We start from the raw sequence: 17,075 nt of genomic DNA, 5'->3' as shown, positions 1-17,075 counted from the left end.
CCCCGCCCGTCGTCGTACTTTAAGCAAGCGGTGGGGATCCTAGATGTTGAAGCCGAGTGCCCGCATCTGGTCCTTGCCGTCGTCAGTGATCCGCTCGGGACCCCATGGCGGCATCCATACCCAGTTGAGGCGCCAGTCGTCGACGATGCCGTCGAGGGACTGGCCGACCTGCTCCTCGAGGACATCCGTCAGCGGACAGGCCGCCGTCGTCAACGTCATGTCGATGAGCAGGGCGCCGTCCTCCTCCGAGTATTTCAGACCGTAGAGCAGCCCAAGGTCCACCACGTTGACACCGAGTTCCGGGTCAATGACATCCTTGAGCGCCTCCTCGACGTCCTCGAGGCTGGTGCGAGCCGCGTTGATTTCGGTCATGGCGGGAGTCCTAACTAGGCCTGTGCTGCTGCGGCAGCAGCGATGGTGGCTGCGCCGGCGCCCGTGGCGTAACGGTCGTAGCCTTCTTCTTCGAGGCGGTCGGCCAATTCGGGGCCGCCCTCTTCGACAACCTGGCCATCAACAAACACGTGGACGAAGTCCGGCTTGATGTAGCGCAGGATGCGGGTGTAGTGGGTGATGAGCAAAGTACCCATGTTGCCCGTGGCGTGGGCGCGGTTGACGCCCTCGGAGACGACCTTGAGCGCGTCGACGTCCAGGCCGGAGTCGGTCTCGTCAAGCACGGCGAACTTCGGCTTGAAGAGTTCGAGCTGGAGGATCTCCACGCGCTTCTTCTCGCCGCCCGAGAAGCCCTCGTTGACGTTGCGCTGTGCGAAGTCGGCGTCGATGCGCAGCTGCTGCATGGCCGCCTTGACATCCTTGGTCCAGGTGCGGAGAGCGGGAGCTTCGCCGTCGATTGCCGTCTTGGCGGTGCGCAGGAAGTTGGTCATGGTGACGCCCGGAACCTCTACGGGGTACTGCATGGCCAGGAAGACGCCTGCACGGGCGCGCTGGTCAACGGTCATGGCCAATACGTCTTCGCCGTCGAGCGTGATGGTGCCCCTCGTGACGTTGTAGCGCGGGTGGCCGGCAATGGTAGACGCCAGGGTGGACTTGCCCGAACCGTTGGGGCCCATGATTGCGTGGGTCTCGCCGGTCTTGATGGTCAGGCTGACGCCCTTCAGGATCTCCTTGGTACCCTGCTCCGTCTCGATGCTGACGTGCAGGTCCTTGATCTCAAGAGTAGACATGCTCTTCTTTCTTTCGTAAGTCTTTAGGCACTTGGCGCTCAGTAGTTCTGTACTGACGCGCCGTTCACAACGTTGGTCACGTCCACGTAGACGTCGTCACCGTCGAGGGTGACGGCGAAGACGGGGACGGGGTCATAGGCAGGGAGCTGCAAGGGCTGTCCGGTGCGGAGATCGAACTGGGAGCCGTGGCCCCAGCATTCGATCGCGCAGCCTTCGATTTCACCCTCGGCGAGCGAAATGTCCGCATGCGAGCAGGTGTCGCCGATGGCGTGGATCTCCCCCATCGAGTCCTTGACGATGGCTACGGGGTAGTCATCGATCAGGATGCGCAGCGCCTGCTTGACCTGGATCTCGTTGGCGTTGCATACCAGTTCGCCTTGTGGCTGATCGCTCATAGTCTGTTTTCCCTGCTTGGCTTGAATTAGTTGTCGCTCGCGGCGAGCTCACGCTCAACAGCCTCGGTGAGGCGCTCTTCGAGTGCCGGTACCTTGATCTGCTGGATGATCTCGTTGAGGAAGCCACGGACCACCAAACGGCGGGCGACGTCTTCCGGAATGCCGCGTGCCATCAGGTAGAACAGGTGCTCATCGTCGAAGCGGCCGGTGGCGCTGGCGTGGCCGGCACCCTCGATCAGACCGGTCTCGATTTCCAGGTTCGGCACCGAGTCGGCGCGTGCACCGTCAGTGAGGACCAGGTTGCGGTTGGCCTCGTAGGTGTCGGTGCCTTCTGCTTCCTTGCGGATCAGGACGTCGCCGACCCACACCGTGTGCGCGTTGCGGCCTTGCAGGGCGCCCTTGTAGAGGACGTTGGACTTGCAGTTGGCCACGGCGTGGTCAACAAACAAGCGCTGCTCGAGGTGCTGGCCGGCGTCGGCGAAGTACAGGCCGAACATCTCGGCTTCCGCGCCCGGCGCCGTGAAGCGCGTGGACGGAGTCATGCGCACGACGTCGCCGCCGAGGCTGACCACGATGTGCTTGAACTTGGCGTCCCGGCCCAGCTTGGCCTGCTGCGAAGAGGCGTGAACGGCGTCGTCGTTCCATTCCTGGAGCGAGATGACCGTCAGGTCGGCACCGTCTTCGACGAGGATTTCGACGTTCTCCGAAACGATCGCGCTGCCCTGGTGGTCCAGGACGATCCGGGACTTGGAGAAGCGCCCTGCCACGATCACGATGTGCTGGGCGGAAGCTTCAGTGGAGGTGCCGGTCAGCAGGACGGACACTTCGCCGTCGAGCTGGAGCTCGGCGGGCACCGTAATGACGGTGGCCTCGGTGAAGTTCTCCCAAGCGTTGGCGGACACGCGGTCCTCCGGGATGGCTGCGGAGCCGATGCGGACGTCGTCCCGCCCCACGGTCTCGACGACGACGCCTTCCGGGGCGGTCACGGCGACCGACGGTGCCGAACCGGAGAGGACCTCGTTGTGTCGGCCGCGAAGCCGCTTGAGCGGGGTGAAGCGCCAGTCTTCTTCCAGTCCGGTGAGGGGCTTGAAGTCGGCCAGCTTGTACGAGGTCAGTCGACCTGCGCGCGAACTGTCCGGAATTCCAACGCCGCCGCCGTGGGAGTGGCTCTTGGCCGAGGCGCCCGCAAGCGGTCCGGCCGAAGGAGCCTGTTCCGAGGTCTTTTCCGAGGTGGAAGACGTGTTGGTGCCGGTGTTGACAGGCGAGAGGTTCTCGCCTTCTTCGGTGAAGCCGTCAATAAATGGCTGTGCCGAGGGCGCGCCGATGCGGGCCTTTTCAGTAGTGATTTCAGTCATTGCTAACCGACGGATCCTTCCATCTGCAGTTCAATCAGGCGGTTGAGTTCAAGGGCGTATTCCATGGGCAACTCACGGGCAATCGGCTCAATGAAGCCGCGCACGATCATGGCCATGGCCTCGTCCTCGGGCATACCGCGTGACATCAGATAGAAGAGCTGCTCCTCACTGACTCGGGAAACGGTGGCCTCGTGACCCATCACCACGTCATCCTCGCGGATGTCGATGTAGGGATAGGTGTCGGAACGGGAAATGGTGTCTACCAGCAGGGCGTCGCAACGCACCGTGTTGGCGGAGTGCTTGGCGCCTTCGCGGACCTGGACCAGGCCTCGGTAGGCTGCACGGCCGCCGCCGCGGGCAACGGACTTGGAAATGATGGAGCTCTTGGTGTTCGGCGCGATGTGGACCATCTTCGAGCCGGTGTCCTGGTGCTGGCCTTCGCCGGCGAAGGCGATGGACAGGGTCTCACCCTTGGCGTGCTCGCCGACCAGGTAGACAGCCGGGTACTTCATGGTCACCTTGGAGCCGATGTTGCCATCGATCCATTCCATGGTGGCGCCTTCTTCGCAGATGGCGCGCTTGGTGACCAGGTTGTACACGTTGGTGGACCAGTTCTGGATGGTCGTGTAGCGGACGCGGGCGCCCTTCTTCACGATGATTTCCACCACTGCCGAGTGCAGCGAGTCCGAAGTGTAGATCGGAGCGGTGCAGCCTTCGATGTAGTGGACGTAGGAGTCTTCGTCCGCGATGATCAGGGTGCGCTCGAACTGGCCCATGTTCTCGGTGTTGATGCGGAAGTAGGCCTGCAGCGGGATGTCCACGTGGACGCCCTTGGGGACGTACACGAAGGAACCGCCGGACCATACGGCCGTGTTCAGCGAAGCGAACTTGTTGTCGCCCACCGGAATGATGGTGCCGAAGTATTCCTGGAAGATCTCCGGGTGCTCACGCAGGGCGGTGTCGGTGTCCAGGAAGATGACTCCCTGCTTTTCCAGGTCCTCGCGGATCTGGTGGTACACGACCTCGGACTCGTACTGCGCGGCCACGCCGGACACGAGGCGGCTGCGCTCGGCTTCCGGGATGCCCAGCTTCTCGTAGGTGTTGCGGATGTCCTCGGGGAGGTCTTCCCACGTGGCAGCCTGCTTCTCGGTGGAGCGCACGAAGTACTTGATGTTGTCGAAGTCGATGCCGGAGAGGTCTGCACCCCAGGTGGGCATGGGCTTGCGGTCGAAGTACTTCAAGCCCTTAAGGCGGAGATCCAGCATCCATTGCGGCTCGTTCTTCTTGGCCGAAATGTCGCGGACTACCTCTTCGTTGAGACCACGGCGTGCGTTGGCGCCGACGTCGTTCTTGTCGGCCCATCCGTACTCGTAGTTGCCAATACCGTGCAGCTCGGGATTCTTCTCCAGAATCTCCGAGATCACAGCACCGTCAGCTAGCGCTTTCTCTGCTGTTCCTTCAGCTAATTGACCCGTCATCACGGCCTTTCTTACTGATTGTTGGATTCGACATGGGGCGTGGCCCGCAGCTTCGGAAACCCGAGGGCTTCCTTGGCGGCCGGCCTGCCGGTTGGAATGTGGGTGGTGCAGACATGTCCGCCCTGCGCGAGGGTGGAAAGCCTGCGGACGTCGACGCCGACCAAACGGGAAAACAATTCGGTCTCGGTGTCGCAAAAAACGGGAAATTCCGCGGCGAGCTGCTGGATGGGGCAATGGCCTTGGCACAGCTGGACGCTCGAGAGGGAAGCGGGCAACGGCGCCTTGGTCTCAATAGACGCAGCGGACGCGACATATCCGTCCCTACTCAGCGCCTTGGACAGTGCCACAGCGCGGGCCGCAATGTCGGAACCCGCCAGGTCCACTTCGGGTGCGTAGCGCTCTTCCATTTCGGCGAAGCGCTCCACCGCATAGTCCCTGACAGCTTCCTCGCCTGCGAGGTCCCGGAGCTTCCGCAACGCGGAACTGGCAATGTTCAGGTAGTCATCCCCGAGCTTCGACTGCCCTTGTGAGCTGAGGACATAGCGACGGGCCGGCCGGCCTGCGCCGGCACCCGCCTTCGCGACGCGTTTTACCTCAATGACCCCGGCGCGCTGGAGGTGATCCAGGTGACGGCGGACGGCTGCGGGGGTGAAACCCAGCATGTCGCCGAGTTCAGCCGCGCTGACGGGGCCGTGCTCCAACACCGCGTTGAGTACACGGTCGCGGGTGCGGTCTTCCGCGTCAGCCGCGCCAGCAGCTGTGCCACCGGGCACAGGCATGACCGCGCTATGCCCTGCGGGCACGGAAACAGAACTCCTCATGGAATACACAACACAATCATGTCGTAATTTAGTCCGGGCATCCAGTAAGGCAAGGCTGGCCTGCGGCACCTTGCCCGCCGCACCCCTACTACTTCACGTAGAATACTCTGGTGCGATCCCCCGAATCCCCTGTCCTCACCATCGATGGACTCATCAAGGACGTTGGCCCGCTGGCTTCCCTTGACGGCAAGATGCTCCGGGTAGTCAGCGGCCTGTCAATGTTCGCAGAGCGCGGCCAGATCACTGCCTTGCTGGGTGCCAATGGTGCGGGCAAGACGACAACGCTCGAATGCGCGCAAGGCCTTCAAAAACGTACCGGCGGCCGCATCGCGCTCCTTGGCGAAGACCCCGACACGGCCGGCGCGAACCTTCGTTCGCGCGTCGGCGTGATGCTGCAGGACGGCGGCCTCCCGCCGTCGGCCCGGCCCATCCCCTTGCTTCGGCACATTGCGGGCATGTACCAAAACCCGCTGCCCCTGGATGGACTCGTGGAGCGCTTGGGCATCGACACTTTCAGCCGCACCGGAGTCCGCCGCCTGTCGGGCGGCCAGAAGCAACGGCTCTCGCTTGCGGCCGCCTTGATCGGCAACCCCGAAGTCCTGTTCCTGGACGAGCCCAGCGCGGGCCTCGATCCCCAGTCCCGCCAGATCGTCTTCGAGCTCATCGCCGAACTGCGGGATGCCGGCATGGGCATCATCCTCACCACACACCTCATGGATGACGCCCAGAGGCTTGCCGACTACGTCTACATCATCGACGCCGGTCACAACGTCGCAGAGGGCACCGTCGCCGACTTGTTGAGCCACGGCCACGAGGCCATGGACGGCGTGACCGAACGCACCCTGTTCTTCGATGCCCCGGCCGGACTCGACATAGCCGCGGCCATCGGCGACGAACTCACCATCACGGAAAGCCGGGCAGGCAGCTACGCGATCGCAGGCACGCTGACTCCGCAACATCTGGCCAAACTCACGGCCTGGTGGGCCGAAAAGGGCATTATGCCGGCGTCCCTCCGCTTGGAGGCGCGCAGCTTGGAAGACGTATTCCTGGACATTTCCGGAAGGGACATCCGATGACCACTGCGATCCCCGTGCGCAGCACACCCCACGCCGGACCCGCACCTTTGATGCGCAGGATCCTGCTGCAGGGGCGCTACGAAACCTTGACCATGATCCGGAACGGCGAGCAGCTGATCCTGGCTGTGATCATGCCCTTGCTGGCCTTGGTGGGACTCGCCGTCACACCGCTGCTCGATGGCTTGGGCGCCAGCCGCGTGGACATCGCGACGCCGGGCGTCCTCGCATTGTGCGCCATGTCCACGGCATTCACGGGCCAAGGCATCGCCACGGGCTTCGACCGGCGCTACGGCGTGCTCCGCTTCCTCTCGACCACTCCCTTGGGCCGGACCGGCCTCATCGCCGGCAAGATCATCGCCGTCTTGGCCGTCCTGGTCCTCCAGGTCCTGGTGATCGGCGCCGTGGCCGGGTTGCTGGGCTGGCATCCGCGTCCCGAAGGCTGGCTTCCGGGCCTGGTGCTTTTGGTTCTCGGCGCTGCCGCCTTCACCGCGCTCGGGCTTCTGGTTGCCGGTACAGTGCGGCCGGAGGCAACCCTCGCCATCACGAACCTGCTCTGGATTCTGCTGGGCGCCCTCGGCGGAATCGTGGTTCCTGCCGAGCGTTTGCCGGAACTGGCACAGAACATTGTGCATTTCCTGCCCTCGGGAGCCCTGGGGCAGTCGCTCAGGGACGCTTTCCTCCATGGCAGCGTCTCCCTGCCCTACGTTCTTGTGCTGTTGCTGTGGACCATCGTTCCTGGCGCGGCCGCCGTCCGCTGGTTCAAATGGAACTGAGCGTCCCGTTGTGGAACCAAAACGTCAGCGTGAATTGAGTACCGAGAATTGAGAAAACTGTGAGCACGGCTTCCCGCCTCCCGAAGTCCATCCAGCAGTTGACCGCCAAGCTCCCCACGGAGGTCAACAGCACCGTCCGCAGGCTGGCGATGTTGTCGCTGATCGGCCAGGTGGTCCTGGTGGTCACCGGCGGCGCGGTCCGGCTGACATCCTCCGGGCTCGGCTGCCCCACGTGGCCGCGCTGCACCAGCGGTTCCCTGGTGAACACGCCGGAGATGGGCATCCACGGCTTCATCGAATTCGGCAACCGCATGTTGACGTTCGCCCTGGCCGCCGTCGCCGTCCTGATGCTGGTGTACTTGTGGAACCTCCGTAAGGAACGCCGCGACCTTTTCCTCCTCGCCGTGGGCCTGCTCGCGAGCATTCCGGCCCAGGCCATCATCGGCGGCATCACCGTGCTGTCGAATCTGAACCCCTGGGTTGTCGGCCTGCACTTCCTGGTTTCGATGGCCCTGGTTGTCTTCTCCACGCTCCTGGTCAACCGCGCCTACGGACGGACCGGCCGCTTCATGAAGCTGACGTTGGCGCCGATTCCGGGCGCCATGAGCCCCGTCATGACCGCCGTCGCGTTCTTCTCGGCAGTCGCCGTGTGCCTCGGCGTCGTGGTGACCGGTGCCGGACCCCACGCAGGCGACGCGAACGCGCCGCGCAACGATCTCGATTGGGACCTCTTCTCGCACATCCACGCAGTGCCCGCGTACCTCATCACGGCGGGAGCCGTCTTCGCCGTCTACTTCGTCCTGCGCAAGGGCATCACCGGCTTGTTCCGCACAGCTGCCCTGCTGCTGCTCGCCGTGACGGTCCTGCAGGCGGTCATTGGCTTTGCCCAGTACTACAACGGCATCCCCGCCCTCCTGGTAGGCGCGCACATGTTGGGCGCCGCCCTGCTCATGAGTGCCGCCACGAACGCGGCGGATGTGGCCCGGTTCAGCCCGAAGCTCTAGCCCCAGGCGGCTGATGGCCCCTGCGAAAGCCAAAGGAAAGACCCTCTTTCACGTCATGCGACGTGAAAGAGGGTCTTTCCTTTTAGCGCTATCAGTGAGCGGGCGTTTGGGGAAACGGCCCCATAGGTGAGCGGGCGTTTGGGGGTGACGGGGATGTAGAGGGCGAGTGTGACGGGCCGTCAGCCGCCGATGATCGGGGAACCGATGAACGGGTCCACCGCGAGGGCAATGAAGAGGAGCGTCAGGTAGCTGATGGAGCCGTGGAAGACCTTCATGGCTCCCTTGTTCGAGACGTCCCCGCCCTGTGCCCGGTTGTAGAGGGCGTGTGATTCATACAGGAACCAGGCGCCCGCGAGGACGGCGGCGATGGTGTACACCCAGCCGGCGCGGCCCACGGGCACCAAAAGCAGCGAACACGCAACCATGGCCCAGGCGTAGAGAACCACCTGCACGGAAACCACCTTGGCACCTGCGATGGCACCCAGCATGGGGACGTTGGCGTTGCGGTAGTCCTCGCCGTACCGCATGGACAGCGGCCAGTAGTGCGGAGGAGTCCACAGGAAGATCACCATGAAGAGCACGACGGCGGGCCACTCCACAGTGTTGGTCACGGCGGCCCAGGCGATCAGCACCGGGAAGCAGCCGGCCGCGCCGCCCCACACGATGTTCTGTGCAGTGCGGCGCTTGAGGATCATCGTGTAGATGACAACGTAGAAAACAATCGCACCAAGGCCGAGCCACGCCGACAGCGGATTGGCCCCGAACCACAGGATGGCGATGGAGGCAGCTCCAAGGATCCATGCGAAGACGAGTGCTTCGCGAGGGGTGACTTCGCCCGTCACGAGGGGCCGCTTTTCGGTGCGGTGCATCAGCTTGTCGATGTCGCGGTCGATGTAGCAGTTGAAAACCCCTGCGCTGCCGGCTGCGAAGGCGCCGCCCACCAACGTGGCGAGGATCAAGCCGATCGAAGGAAAGCCCCGTTGCGCGAAGATCATGGTGGGCAGGGTGCTGACCAGCAGCAATTCGATCACGCGGGGTTTGGTCAGTGCCAGATACGCCTTGAACTTACGGGACATTCCGCGCTTCCCCACAGCCGGGGAAGCATTGAGGGGCGTATCTGTTGTGCTCACGTTGGCAGTCACTCTGTTCTTTGCTGGTGTTGTCAAGGCGGGTTTCCCGCGGTGGCGGCACCCCGGTTCGGCCTCCAGATATCATACCGTGGCCTGTCCGACGCCATGGCACCCGGAACTTTCCTTTGTTTCCGAAAGTTCACCGGCGCTTTGCCGCTGCCGTGATTCATAAAACGGAATATGCGTCCATTTTTTGAGATTCCCACCATTCGGGGTGGCGAACCGGGCTAAGCTGGTCTGCAGATCAGCTCACGCAGGTTTCCGAGAAAGCGTATTCTCAGATTTGCATGTCTGGATGATAGATCAACGTTTCAATGGTGAACGGCTGGTAGGAACTTCGCAGCGGGCGCCATCCTGTGCCCGAGGCTTGCCATGTGCCGTCACCAGCCGTCAGCACAGAGAGGGGCTCGGTTTACGTGCCACATTTGGAAGAGCAAGAACTGACTTGGACAAGCCTGGACCAGCGCGCCGTGGACACCGTCCGCGTTTTGGCCGCTGACGCCGTCGAGAAGGTCGGCAACGGTCACCCCGGTACGGCCATGAGCCTTGCGCCGGCCGCCTACCTGCTGTTCCAGAAGCTGATGCGCCACGACCCGAAGCACCCGGACTGGATCGGCCGCGACCGGTTCATCCTGTCCCCCGGACACACATCGCTGACCCTGTACATCCAGCTGTTCCTTTCCGGCTACGGCCTGGAGCTGAAGGACCTCGAGGCCCTGCGCACCTGGGGCTCGCTGACCCCCGGCCACCCGGAATACAAGCACACCGCCGGCGTCGAGATCACCACCGGCCCGCTGGGCCAGGGCCTGGCCTCCTCGGTGGGCTTCGCCTACTCGCAGCGCCGCCAACGCGGCCTGTTCGACGCCGATGCTCCCGCCGGCGAGAGCCCGTTCGACCACACCATCTGGGTCATTGCCTCCGACGGCGACCTCCAGGAAGGCGTCACCTCGGAAGCTTCTTCCCTGGCCGGCCACCAGGAACTGGGCAACCTCGTGGTGATCTACGACGAGAACCACATCTCCATCGAAGACGACACCGACGTGGCCTTCACCGAAGACGTCCTCAAGCGCTACGAGGCCTACGGCTGGCACACCCAGCGCGTGGACTGGACGAAGACCGGCGAATACGTCGAAGACGTCCAGGAGCTCTACGGTGCCCTGCTCGCCGCCAAGGCCGAGACCGGCAAGCCGTCCATCATCTCGCTGCGCACCATCATCGGCTACCCGGCTCCCAAGAAGCAGAACACCGGCAAGATCCACGGTTCCGCCCTCGGTGCCGAAGAAGTCGCAGCATTGAAGGAAGTCCTGGGCTTCGATCCCGAGCGTTCCTTCCAGGTTGACGAGGACGTCCTGGCGCACGCCCGTGCAGTCGTCGAGCGCGGCGCAGCCGAGCGCAGCGAATGGCAGGCATCCTTCGAGGCGTGGCAGACCGCCAACCCCGAGGGCGCGGCACTGCTTGAGCGCATCGAGGCCAAGAAGCTCCCCGTCGAACTCGACGCCGCTCTGCCGGTGTTCGAAGCAGGCAAGGAAGTTTCCACCCGCGCCGCGTCCGGCAAGGTCCTGAACGCGATCGGCCCGGTCCTTCCGGAACTGTGGGGCGGCTCAGCCGACCTCGCCGAGTCCAACAACACCACCATCGAGGGTTCGCCGTCGTTCATCCCGACCTCGCGCTCCACCGGCGCGTGGAAGGGCAACCCGTACGGCCGGGTGCTGCACTTCGGTATCCGCGAGCACGCTGCCGCGTCGATCGTGAACGGCATTTCGCTGCACGGCCGGACCCGGGCGTTCTCCGGCACGTTTCTGATCTTCAGTGACTACCAGCGTCCCGCGATCCGCCTTGGCGCGCTCATGGGCGTCCCGTCGCTGTACGTCTGGACCCACGACTCGATCGGCCTGGGCGAAGACGGCCCAACCCACCAGCCGGTGGAGCAGCTGTCCACCCTCCGCGCCATTCCGGGCCTGGACGTTGTCCGTCCCGGCGACGCCAACGAGGTTGCCGCGGCATGGAAGACCATGCTTGAGAACCACGAGAACCCGGCAGGCATCGTGCTGACCCGCCAGAACATCCCGACCTACGCACGCGGCGAAGGCCTTGCCGAGGGTGACACCTTCGGCTCCACCGCCGGGGTCGCCAAGGGCGGCTACGTCCTGGCAGAGGCTTCAAAGGACGGCGCTACGGTCCCGGCCGAGGTCATCCTGATCGGCACCGGTTCCGAGGTCCAGCTCGCGGTGAACGCCCGCGAAGCGCTCCAGGCCGAAGGCATCGCCACCCGCGTCGTCTCCATGCCGTGCGTCGAGTGGTTCAACAAGCAGGACTCCGCGTACCGCGAGTCCGTGCTCCCCGCCGCCGTCAAGGCCCGCGTCTCGGTCGAAGCAGGCCTGGCACTGGGCTGGAAGGAATTCGTCGGCGACGCCGGACGCTCCATCAGCCTCGAGCACTTCGGCGCCTCGGCAGACTACAAGCGCCTCTTCAAGGAGTTCGGCATCACGGCAGAAGCAGTCGCCGCCGCCGCAAAGGACTCCCTCGCGGGTCTCAATAGCTGAAAAAGCGTTTGAGACGAATCCGACAGCAACGAACAGATTTCCAAGGAGATTAAAGAAATGACTACGACTCCCACCCAGCAGCTTTCCGACGCCGGCGTGTCCATCTGGCTTGACGACCTCTCCCGCGAACGCCTTTCCAGCGGCAGCCTGCAGAAGCTCATCGAAGAGAAGAACGTCGTTGGTGTCACCACCAACCCGTCCATCTTCCACGCCGCCATCACCGCCGGCAGCGACTACGACGCCGTGATTGCCGAAGAGGCCGCCAAGGGCGCAACCGTTGAAGAGACTGTCTTCGAGATCACCACCACCGACGTCGCCGATGCCTGCGACCTCTTCGCCCCGGTCGCGGCAGCGAGCAACGGCGTGGACGGCCGCGTCTCCATCGAGGTGGACCCCCGCCTGGCGTGGGACACCGAAGGCACCATCGCCGAGGCCAAGCACCTGTACAAGAAGGTCAACAAGGACAACGTCCACATCAAGATCCCGGCAACCCTCGAAGGCCTCGCCGCCATCACGGCAACCCTGGCCGAGGGCATCAGCGTCAACGTGACCCTGATCTTCTCCCTGGAGCGCTACCGCGCCGTCATCAACGCATTCCAGTCCGGCCTGGAGCTGGCCAAGGAAAACGGCCACGACCTCTCCAAGATCCACTCCGTGGCGTCCTTCTTCGTCTCCCGCGTGGACACCGAGATCGACAAGCGCCTCAACGCCATCGGCACCGATGAGGCCAAGGCCCTCAAGGGCAAGGCAGGCGTCGCCAACGCCCGCCTCGCCTACCAGGTCTACGAAGAGCTGTTCTCCACCGAGCGTTGGGCAGTCCTGGCCGAAGCAGGCGCGCTCCCCCAGCGCCCGCTGTGGGCCTCCACCGGCGTCAAGGACCCGGCGTACCCGGACACCCTGTACGTGACCGAACTGGTCGCGGCCGGCGTCGTCAACACCATGCCGGAAAAGACCCTCGACGCCACGTTCGACCACGGCGTCGTCACGGGTGACACCATCTCCGGCACCTACGAAGAAGCAAACAACGTCCTCAACGCACTCGAGGGCCTGGGCATCTCCTACAACGACGTCGTCGCAATCCTCGAATCCGAGGGCCTGGACAAGTTCGTCGCCAGCTGGAAGGAACTTCTGGCCGACGTCGAAGGTGCCCTCGCCTCTGCACGGAAGGCTTCCTAACCCACATGAGCACTCTCAGCTACGACGCCAGCGGTGCTGCGCAGCAGGCCATCGAGCAACACATCCCGGCACTTGTCGAAGACCGGATTGCCACCAGGATTTTCGCCAAGGACCACACTCTGTGGGGTCCGGATGCCGAATCCGAATCCGCCATCCGTCTCGGATGGGTGGAAGCGGCAACCGTTTCCCAGCCCTTGGTCGAAGGGATCCTGGAACTCCGGGATGCCCTCCGGGCCGAAGGCGTCTCCCGCATTGTCCTGTGTGGCATGGGCGGCTCTTCGCTTGCCCCCGAGGTCATTGCCGGCACTGCTGGCGTCGAGCTGACCGTGCTGGACAGCACAGACCCCGAACAAGTCGGTGCTGCCCTCGCGGACCGCCTGGCCGAGACCGCCATCGTGGTCTCGTCCAAGTCAGGCTCCACTGTCGAAACCGACTCGCAGCGACGGGTATTCGAGCATGCCTTCACCGAGGCCGGCATCGATGCCAAGAGCCGCATCGTCATCGTGACCGATCCGGGTTCCCCGCTGGACAAGGCCTCCCGTGAAGCCGGCTACCGTGCCGTCTTCAACGCCGACCCGAACGTCGGCGGCCGCTTTTCGGCGCTGACTGCTTTCGGCCTGGTCCCCAGCGGCCTCGCGGGAGTCGACATCCAGGCATTCCTGGATGAGGCCGAGGAAGCTGCGGAAATCCTCAACGAAGACTCACCCGAAAACATCGGGCTCCGGCTCGGGGCCGCCCTGGGCGGAACCACCCCGCTGCGCAACAAGATCGTCATCGTCGAAGACGGTTCCGGAATCGTCGGCTTCGCGGACTGGGCCGAACAGCTCATCGCCGAATCCACGGGCAAGCTCGGCACGGGGGTCCTGCCGGTTGTTGCAGGTCCTTCCGCACCCGAGGTCAGCAGCGGTGCGGAAGACGTCCTGGTGATCCGCCTCGTCGGTGCGGAATCCGACGTCGAACTCGGCGAAAACGAAGCCGCCATCGCCGGTGGCCTCGCCACCCAGATGTTCGTCTGGGAATTCGCCACCTCGGTCGCCGGCCGCCTGCTGGGCATCAACCCCTTTGACCAGCCCGACGTCGAGGCAGCCAAGATTGCCGCGCGCGGCCTGTTGGACGCGCGTCCCGAGCCGACGCCGGCGAACTTCGTCGACGGCGCGATCGAGGTCCGCGGAGGTGCGTGGCTCGGCGACGCGGCAACGGCCGCCGATGCCGTCAAGGCGCTCCTCGGCGAACTCGGCACGGACGGCTACCTGAGCGTCCAGGCGTATTTCGACCGGATCGCGTTCGCGCAGCTTGAGGGCATCCGGGACGAACTCGCCGGGGTCAGCGGCCGCCCGGTCACTTTTGGCTGGGGTCCGCGCTTCCTGCACTCCACCGGGCAATTCCACAAGGGCGGACCGGCCATCGGTTCGTTCCTGCAAGTGACCGCTTCCGCGACCGGCGACATCGCCATTCCGGAACGGCCGTTCACCTTCGGCCAGCTGATTGCAGCCCAGGCGGCCGGCGATGCCCAGGTTCTCGAGAACCACGGCCGCCCGGTACTACGTCTGCACCTCACGGACCGCGGAGCCGGCGTTGCCCAGCTCCAGGAAATCGTCGCCGCATTGGCCGGCCAGGCCAGCGCGCTCGAAAGCTAAGGCACAAACCCAAACATGCCAGAAACTGAAATCGGTTACCGGTCCACCGGAAAGGCAAGCCACCGCAATCCCCTTCGGGATCCTCGGGATCGGCGCCTGAACCGCATCGCAGGGCCATCGTCGCTGGTGTTCTTCGGAGTCACCGGCGACCTTGCCCGGAAGAAACTCATGCCGGCGGTCTACGACCTCGCCAACCGTGGGCTGTTGCCGCCGAGCTTCGCGCTCGTCGGCTTCGGCCGGCGGGACTGGAGCAACGAGGACTTCGCGAACGAGGTCAAGGAGAACGTCAAGGCGCACTCCCGCACCCCGTTCGACGACGCCGTCTGGAACCAGCTCTCCGAGGGCATCCGTTTCGTCCAGGGAGAGTTCGACGACGACCAGGCGTTCAAGCGCCTCAGCGCCACGCTTGACGAACTCGACGAGACCCGCGGCACGCGCGGCAATCACGGTTTCTACCTGTCCATTCCGCCCAAGGCCTTCGAGCAGGTCTGCCAACAGCTCTCCAAGCACGGGCTCGCGCAGGCCGGCGACGGCCAGTGGCGCCGGGTGGTCATCGAAAAGCCGTTCGGCCACGACCTGGAGTCCGCGCGCAAGCTCAACGACATCGTGGAGTCCGTCTTCCCGCCGGACGCGGTCTTCCGCATCGACCACTACCTTGGCAAGGAGACGGTCCAGAACATCCTGGCCCTGCGCTTCGCCAACCAGCTGTTCGAGCCTTTGTGGAACGCCAACTATGTTGACCACGTCCAGATCACCATGGCCGAGGACATCGGCACCGGGGGCCGGGCGGGGTATTACGACGGCGTCGGCGCGGCCCGCGACGTCATCCAGAACCACCTGCTGCAGTTGCTGGCCCTGACGGCCATGGAGGAGCCCATTTCCTTCAATGCCGATGACCTGCGTGCCGAGAAGGAAAAGGTCCTCGCTGCTGTCAGGCTTCCCGAGGACCTCTCCACCCATTCGGCCCGCGGCCAGTTCACCGGCGGCTGGCAAGGCGGCGAACTGGTGCAGGGCTACCTCGAGGAAGACGGCATTCCGGCCGATTCCAAGACGGAAACCTACGCGGCCATCCGCCTGGACATCAACACCCGGCGCTGGGCCGGGGCTCCGTTCTACCTGAGGGCCGGCAAGCGTCTTGGCCGCCGCGTCACGGAAATCGCCGTGGTGTTCAAGCGCGCACCCAACCTGCTGTTCCGCGGCCACGGCGAGGACGACTTCGGCCAGAACGCCGTGGTCATCCGGGTCCAGCCCGACGAGGGCGCTACCATCCGCTTCGGGTCCAAGGTTCCCGGCACGCAGATGGAAGTCCGCGACGTGACCATGGACTTCGGCTACGGCCACTCGTTCACGGAGTCCAGCCCCGAGGCGTACGAACGCCTGATCCTGGACGTGCTGCTCGGCGAGCCCCCGCTCTTCCCGCGGCACCAGGAAGTCGAGGAGTCCTGGAAGATCCTGGACCCCTTCGAGGAATACTGGGCCGGACTCGACGAACAGCCCGAACCCTACGCTCCCGGCAGCTGGGGCCCGGCCTCGGCCGACGAGCTGCTTGCCCGCGACGGACGAACCTGGAGAAGGCCATGATCGTAGATCTTCCCGACACCACCACCTCCAAGATCTCCAAGAAGATCACCTCCCTGCGCGAGCAGGGAGGTGTGATCGCCCTTGGACGCGTCCTGACCCTCGTGGTGGTGACCAAGTCCGGGCTTGAGGAAGAAGCCATCGAGGCAGCCAACGAGGCCAGCCGCGAACATCCGTGCCGCATCATCGTCCTCGCGGACGCAGGCAGCGAAGCGCCGAACCGCCTCGACGCCCAGATCCGCGTGGGTGGCGACGCCGGAGCATCAGAAGTCATCGTCCTGCGCGGTTACGGTGAACTCGCCAAGGAAAGCGAATCCCTCGTCGCGGCACTGCTGCTCCCGGACGCGCCGATCGTGGCCTGGTGGCCGCACGGAGCACCCGAGAACGCCTGCGAGACATCCATCGGCAGGATCGCGCACCGCCGCATCACGGACTCCGCCAACGAGGCCGACCCCGCAGCAGCGCTGGCCCGGATCCGGAACACGTACCGGGCCGGCGACACCGATCTCGCCTGGACACGCCTGACCAACTGGCGCCTCCAGCTCGCGGCAGCCCTGGACCAGGTAGACGAATCCCCCGTCACGGCCATCGCCGTCGAGGGTGCTTCCGACTCGCCCAGCACGCTTCTGCTGGCCGCCTGGCTCACCCTGTTCCTCGACGCTCCGGTCCAGATTGTTGCCGACCCGGCGGGAACAGGCATACGCAGGGTACGGCTGAGCCGCGCCACAGGCGACGTCCAGCTGGTCCGTCCTGGCCTCACCATTGCGGAACTGACCCAGCCGGGCCAGCCCGCGCAGCGGATTTCACTGCCTCGCCGCAGCCTGCGGGACTGCCTCGCCGAAGAATTGCGCCGTCTTGATCCGGACGATGTCTTCGGAGAAGTGATTACTATGGGACTGCCCCGAACCAATAGCAAGGAGTGACCGTC

The 17,075-nt window shown here is 64.6% G+C and carries 15 protein-coding genes; 8 read left to right on the top strand and 7 right to left on the bottom strand.

Annotated elements, in window-relative coordinates; translation table 11 throughout:
• Nucleotides 1-39 precede the first annotated feature (39 nt).
• The 6 genes from AC3WJU_RS01695 to AC3WJU_RS01670 are packed head-to-tail and all read right to left on the bottom strand — an operon-like array spanning nt 40 to nt 5,188.
• A complete protein-coding gene (locus tag AC3WJU_RS01695) occupies nt 40-372 on the bottom strand; it encodes a metal-sulfur cluster assembly factor (RefSeq protein WP_059389266.1) in 333 nt (110 codons plus the stop codon).
• Between the two features lie 14 nt (nt 373-386).
• Nucleotides 387-1,181: a Fe-S cluster assembly ATPase SufC gene (gene sufC, locus AC3WJU_RS01690; RefSeq protein WP_284988212.1), complete on the bottom strand. Its 795-nt coding sequence runs from the start codon at nt 1,179-1,181 to the stop codon at nt 387-389.
• Between the two features lie 38 nt (nt 1,182-1,219).
• Nucleotides 1,220-1,576: a non-heme iron oxygenase ferredoxin subunit gene (locus AC3WJU_RS01685; protein ID WP_059389267.1), complete on the bottom strand. Its 357-nt coding sequence runs from the start codon at nt 1,574-1,576 to the stop codon at nt 1,220-1,222.
• Between the two features lie 26 nt (nt 1,577-1,602).
• Nucleotides 1,603-2,931 carry a Fe-S cluster assembly protein SufD gene (sufD, locus tag AC3WJU_RS01680; protein ID WP_492258977.1) on the bottom strand — a complete coding sequence of 443 codons (1,329 nt, stop codon included), beginning with the start codon at nt 2,929-2,931 and terminating at the stop codon, nt 1,603-1,605.
• Nucleotides 2,932-2,933: 2 nt separating this feature from the next.
• A complete protein-coding gene (gene sufB, locus AC3WJU_RS01675; RefSeq protein ID WP_284981344.1) occupies nt 2,934-4,409 on the bottom strand; it encodes a Fe-S cluster assembly protein SufB in 1,476 nt (491 codons plus the stop codon).
• 11 nt (nt 4,410-4,420) lie between these two features.
• Entirely contained in the window at nt 4,421-5,188 is a 768-nt protein-coding gene (locus tag AC3WJU_RS01670) for a helix-turn-helix transcriptional regulator (protein ID WP_059389270.1), read from the bottom strand.
• Between the two features lie 152 nt (nt 5,189-5,340).
• On the opposite strand from AC3WJU_RS01670, the gene AC3WJU_RS01665 reads away from it, so the two are divergent.
• From AC3WJU_RS01665 to AC3WJU_RS01655, 3 genes are read left to right on the top strand one after another with little or no spacing between them, the layout of a single operon-like run.
• Entirely contained in the window at nt 5,341-6,306 is a 966-nt protein-coding gene (locus AC3WJU_RS01665) for an ABC transporter ATP-binding protein (RefSeq protein WP_284988214.1), read from the top strand.
• Nucleotides 6,303-7,079: an ABC transporter permease gene (locus tag AC3WJU_RS01660; protein ID WP_306959616.1), complete on the top strand. Its 777-nt coding sequence runs from the start codon at nt 6,303-6,305 to the stop codon at nt 7,077-7,079. Before AC3WJU_RS01665 ends, AC3WJU_RS01660 begins: the two co-directional genes overlap by 4 nt.
• 59 nt (nt 7,080-7,138) lie before the next feature.
• Nucleotides 7,139-8,083, top strand: coding sequence for a COX15/CtaA family protein (locus tag AC3WJU_RS01655; protein ID WP_059389274.1), 945 nt, complete (start codon nt 7,139-7,141; stop codon nt 8,081-8,083).
• A gap of 179 nt (nt 8,084-8,262) precedes the next feature.
• Here the strand turns inward: AC3WJU_RS01655 and AC3WJU_RS01650 are convergent, their stop codons facing one another.
• A complete protein-coding gene (locus AC3WJU_RS01650; protein ID WP_059389275.1) occupies nt 8,263-9,225 on the bottom strand; it encodes a heme o synthase in 963 nt (320 codons plus the stop codon).
• Between the two features lie 404 nt (nt 9,226-9,629).
• Between AC3WJU_RS01650 and tkt the strand changes: the two genes are divergently transcribed.
• The 5 genes from tkt to AC3WJU_RS01625 are packed head-to-tail and all read left to right on the top strand — an operon-like array spanning nt 9,630 to nt 17,070.
• Nucleotides 9,630-11,756: a transketolase gene (gene tkt, locus AC3WJU_RS01645; RefSeq protein WP_492258976.1), complete on the top strand. Its 2,127-nt coding sequence runs from the start codon at nt 9,630-9,632 to the stop codon at nt 11,754-11,756.
• Nucleotides 11,757-11,813: 57 nt separating this feature from the next.
• On the top strand, nt 11,814-12,932 hold the full coding sequence (gene tal, locus AC3WJU_RS01640; RefSeq protein WP_284988216.1) for a transaldolase: 1,119 nt from the start codon (nt 11,814-11,816) through the stop codon (nt 12,930-12,932).
• 5 nt (nt 12,933-12,937) lie between these two features.
• Complete coding sequence (locus tag AC3WJU_RS01635; protein WP_306959608.1) at nt 12,938-14,569, top strand: glucose-6-phosphate isomerase; 1,632 nt, start codon at nt 12,938-12,940, stop codon at nt 14,567-14,569.
• A gap of 15 nt (nt 14,570-14,584) precedes the next feature.
• Nucleotides 14,585-16,150, top strand: coding sequence for a glucose-6-phosphate dehydrogenase (zwf, locus tag AC3WJU_RS01630; RefSeq protein ID WP_059389277.1), 1,566 nt, complete (start codon nt 14,585-14,587; stop codon nt 16,148-16,150).
• Entirely contained in the window at nt 16,147-17,070 is a 924-nt protein-coding gene (locus AC3WJU_RS01625) for a glucose-6-phosphate dehydrogenase assembly protein OpcA (protein ID WP_284988218.1), read from the top strand. Before zwf ends, AC3WJU_RS01625 begins: the two co-directional genes overlap by 4 nt.
• Nucleotides 17,071-17,075 lie beyond the last annotated feature (5 nt).

This window comes from Arthrobacter sp. FW306-1B-F12A, from assembly GCF_058781865.1.
The sequence above is the reverse complement of the archived record's forward strand: the minus strand, read 5'-3'. Positions and strand labels throughout refer to the sequence as shown.

What these genes read in the sequence shown, in the direction of transcription:
- AC3WJU_RS01695 (WP_059389266.1), bottom strand. Translation starts at nt 372, where the DNA reads ATGACCGAAATCAACGCGGCTCGCACCAGCCTCGAGGACGTCGAGGAG.
- sufC (WP_284988212.1), bottom strand. Translation starts at nt 1,181, where the DNA reads ATGTCTACTCTTGAGATCAAGGACCTGCACGTCAGCATCGAGACGGAG.
- AC3WJU_RS01685 (WP_059389267.1), bottom strand. Translation starts at nt 1,576, where the DNA reads ATGAGCGATCAGCCACAAGGCGAACTGGTATGCAACGCCAACGAGATC.
- sufD (WP_492258977.1), bottom strand. Translation starts at nt 2,931, where the DNA reads ATGACTGAAATCACTACTGAAAAGGCCCGCATCGGCGCGCCCTCGGCA.
- sufB (WP_284981344.1), bottom strand. Translation starts at nt 4,409, where the DNA reads ATGACGGGTCAATTAGCTGAAGGAACAGCAGAGAAAGCGCTAGCTGAC.
- AC3WJU_RS01670 (WP_059389270.1), bottom strand. Translation starts at nt 5,188, where the DNA reads ATGCCTGTGCCCGGTGGCACAGCTGCTGGCGCGGCTGACGCGGAAGAC.
- AC3WJU_RS01660 (WP_306959616.1), top strand. Translation starts at nt 6,303, where the DNA reads ATGACCACTGCGATCCCCGTGCGCAGCACACCCCACGCCGGACCCGCA.
- tal (WP_284988216.1), top strand. Translation starts at nt 11,814, where the DNA reads ATGACTACGACTCCCACCCAGCAGCTTTCCGACGCCGGCGTGTCCATC.
- AC3WJU_RS01635 (WP_306959608.1), top strand. Translation starts at nt 12,938, where the DNA reads ATGAGCACTCTCAGCTACGACGCCAGCGGTGCTGCGCAGCAGGCCATC.
- zwf (WP_059389277.1), top strand. Translation starts at nt 14,585, where the DNA reads ATGCCAGAAACTGAAATCGGTTACCGGTCCACCGGAAAGGCAAGCCAC.
- AC3WJU_RS01625 (WP_284988218.1), top strand. Translation starts at nt 16,147, where the DNA reads ATGATCGTAGATCTTCCCGACACCACCACCTCCAAGATCTCCAAGAAG.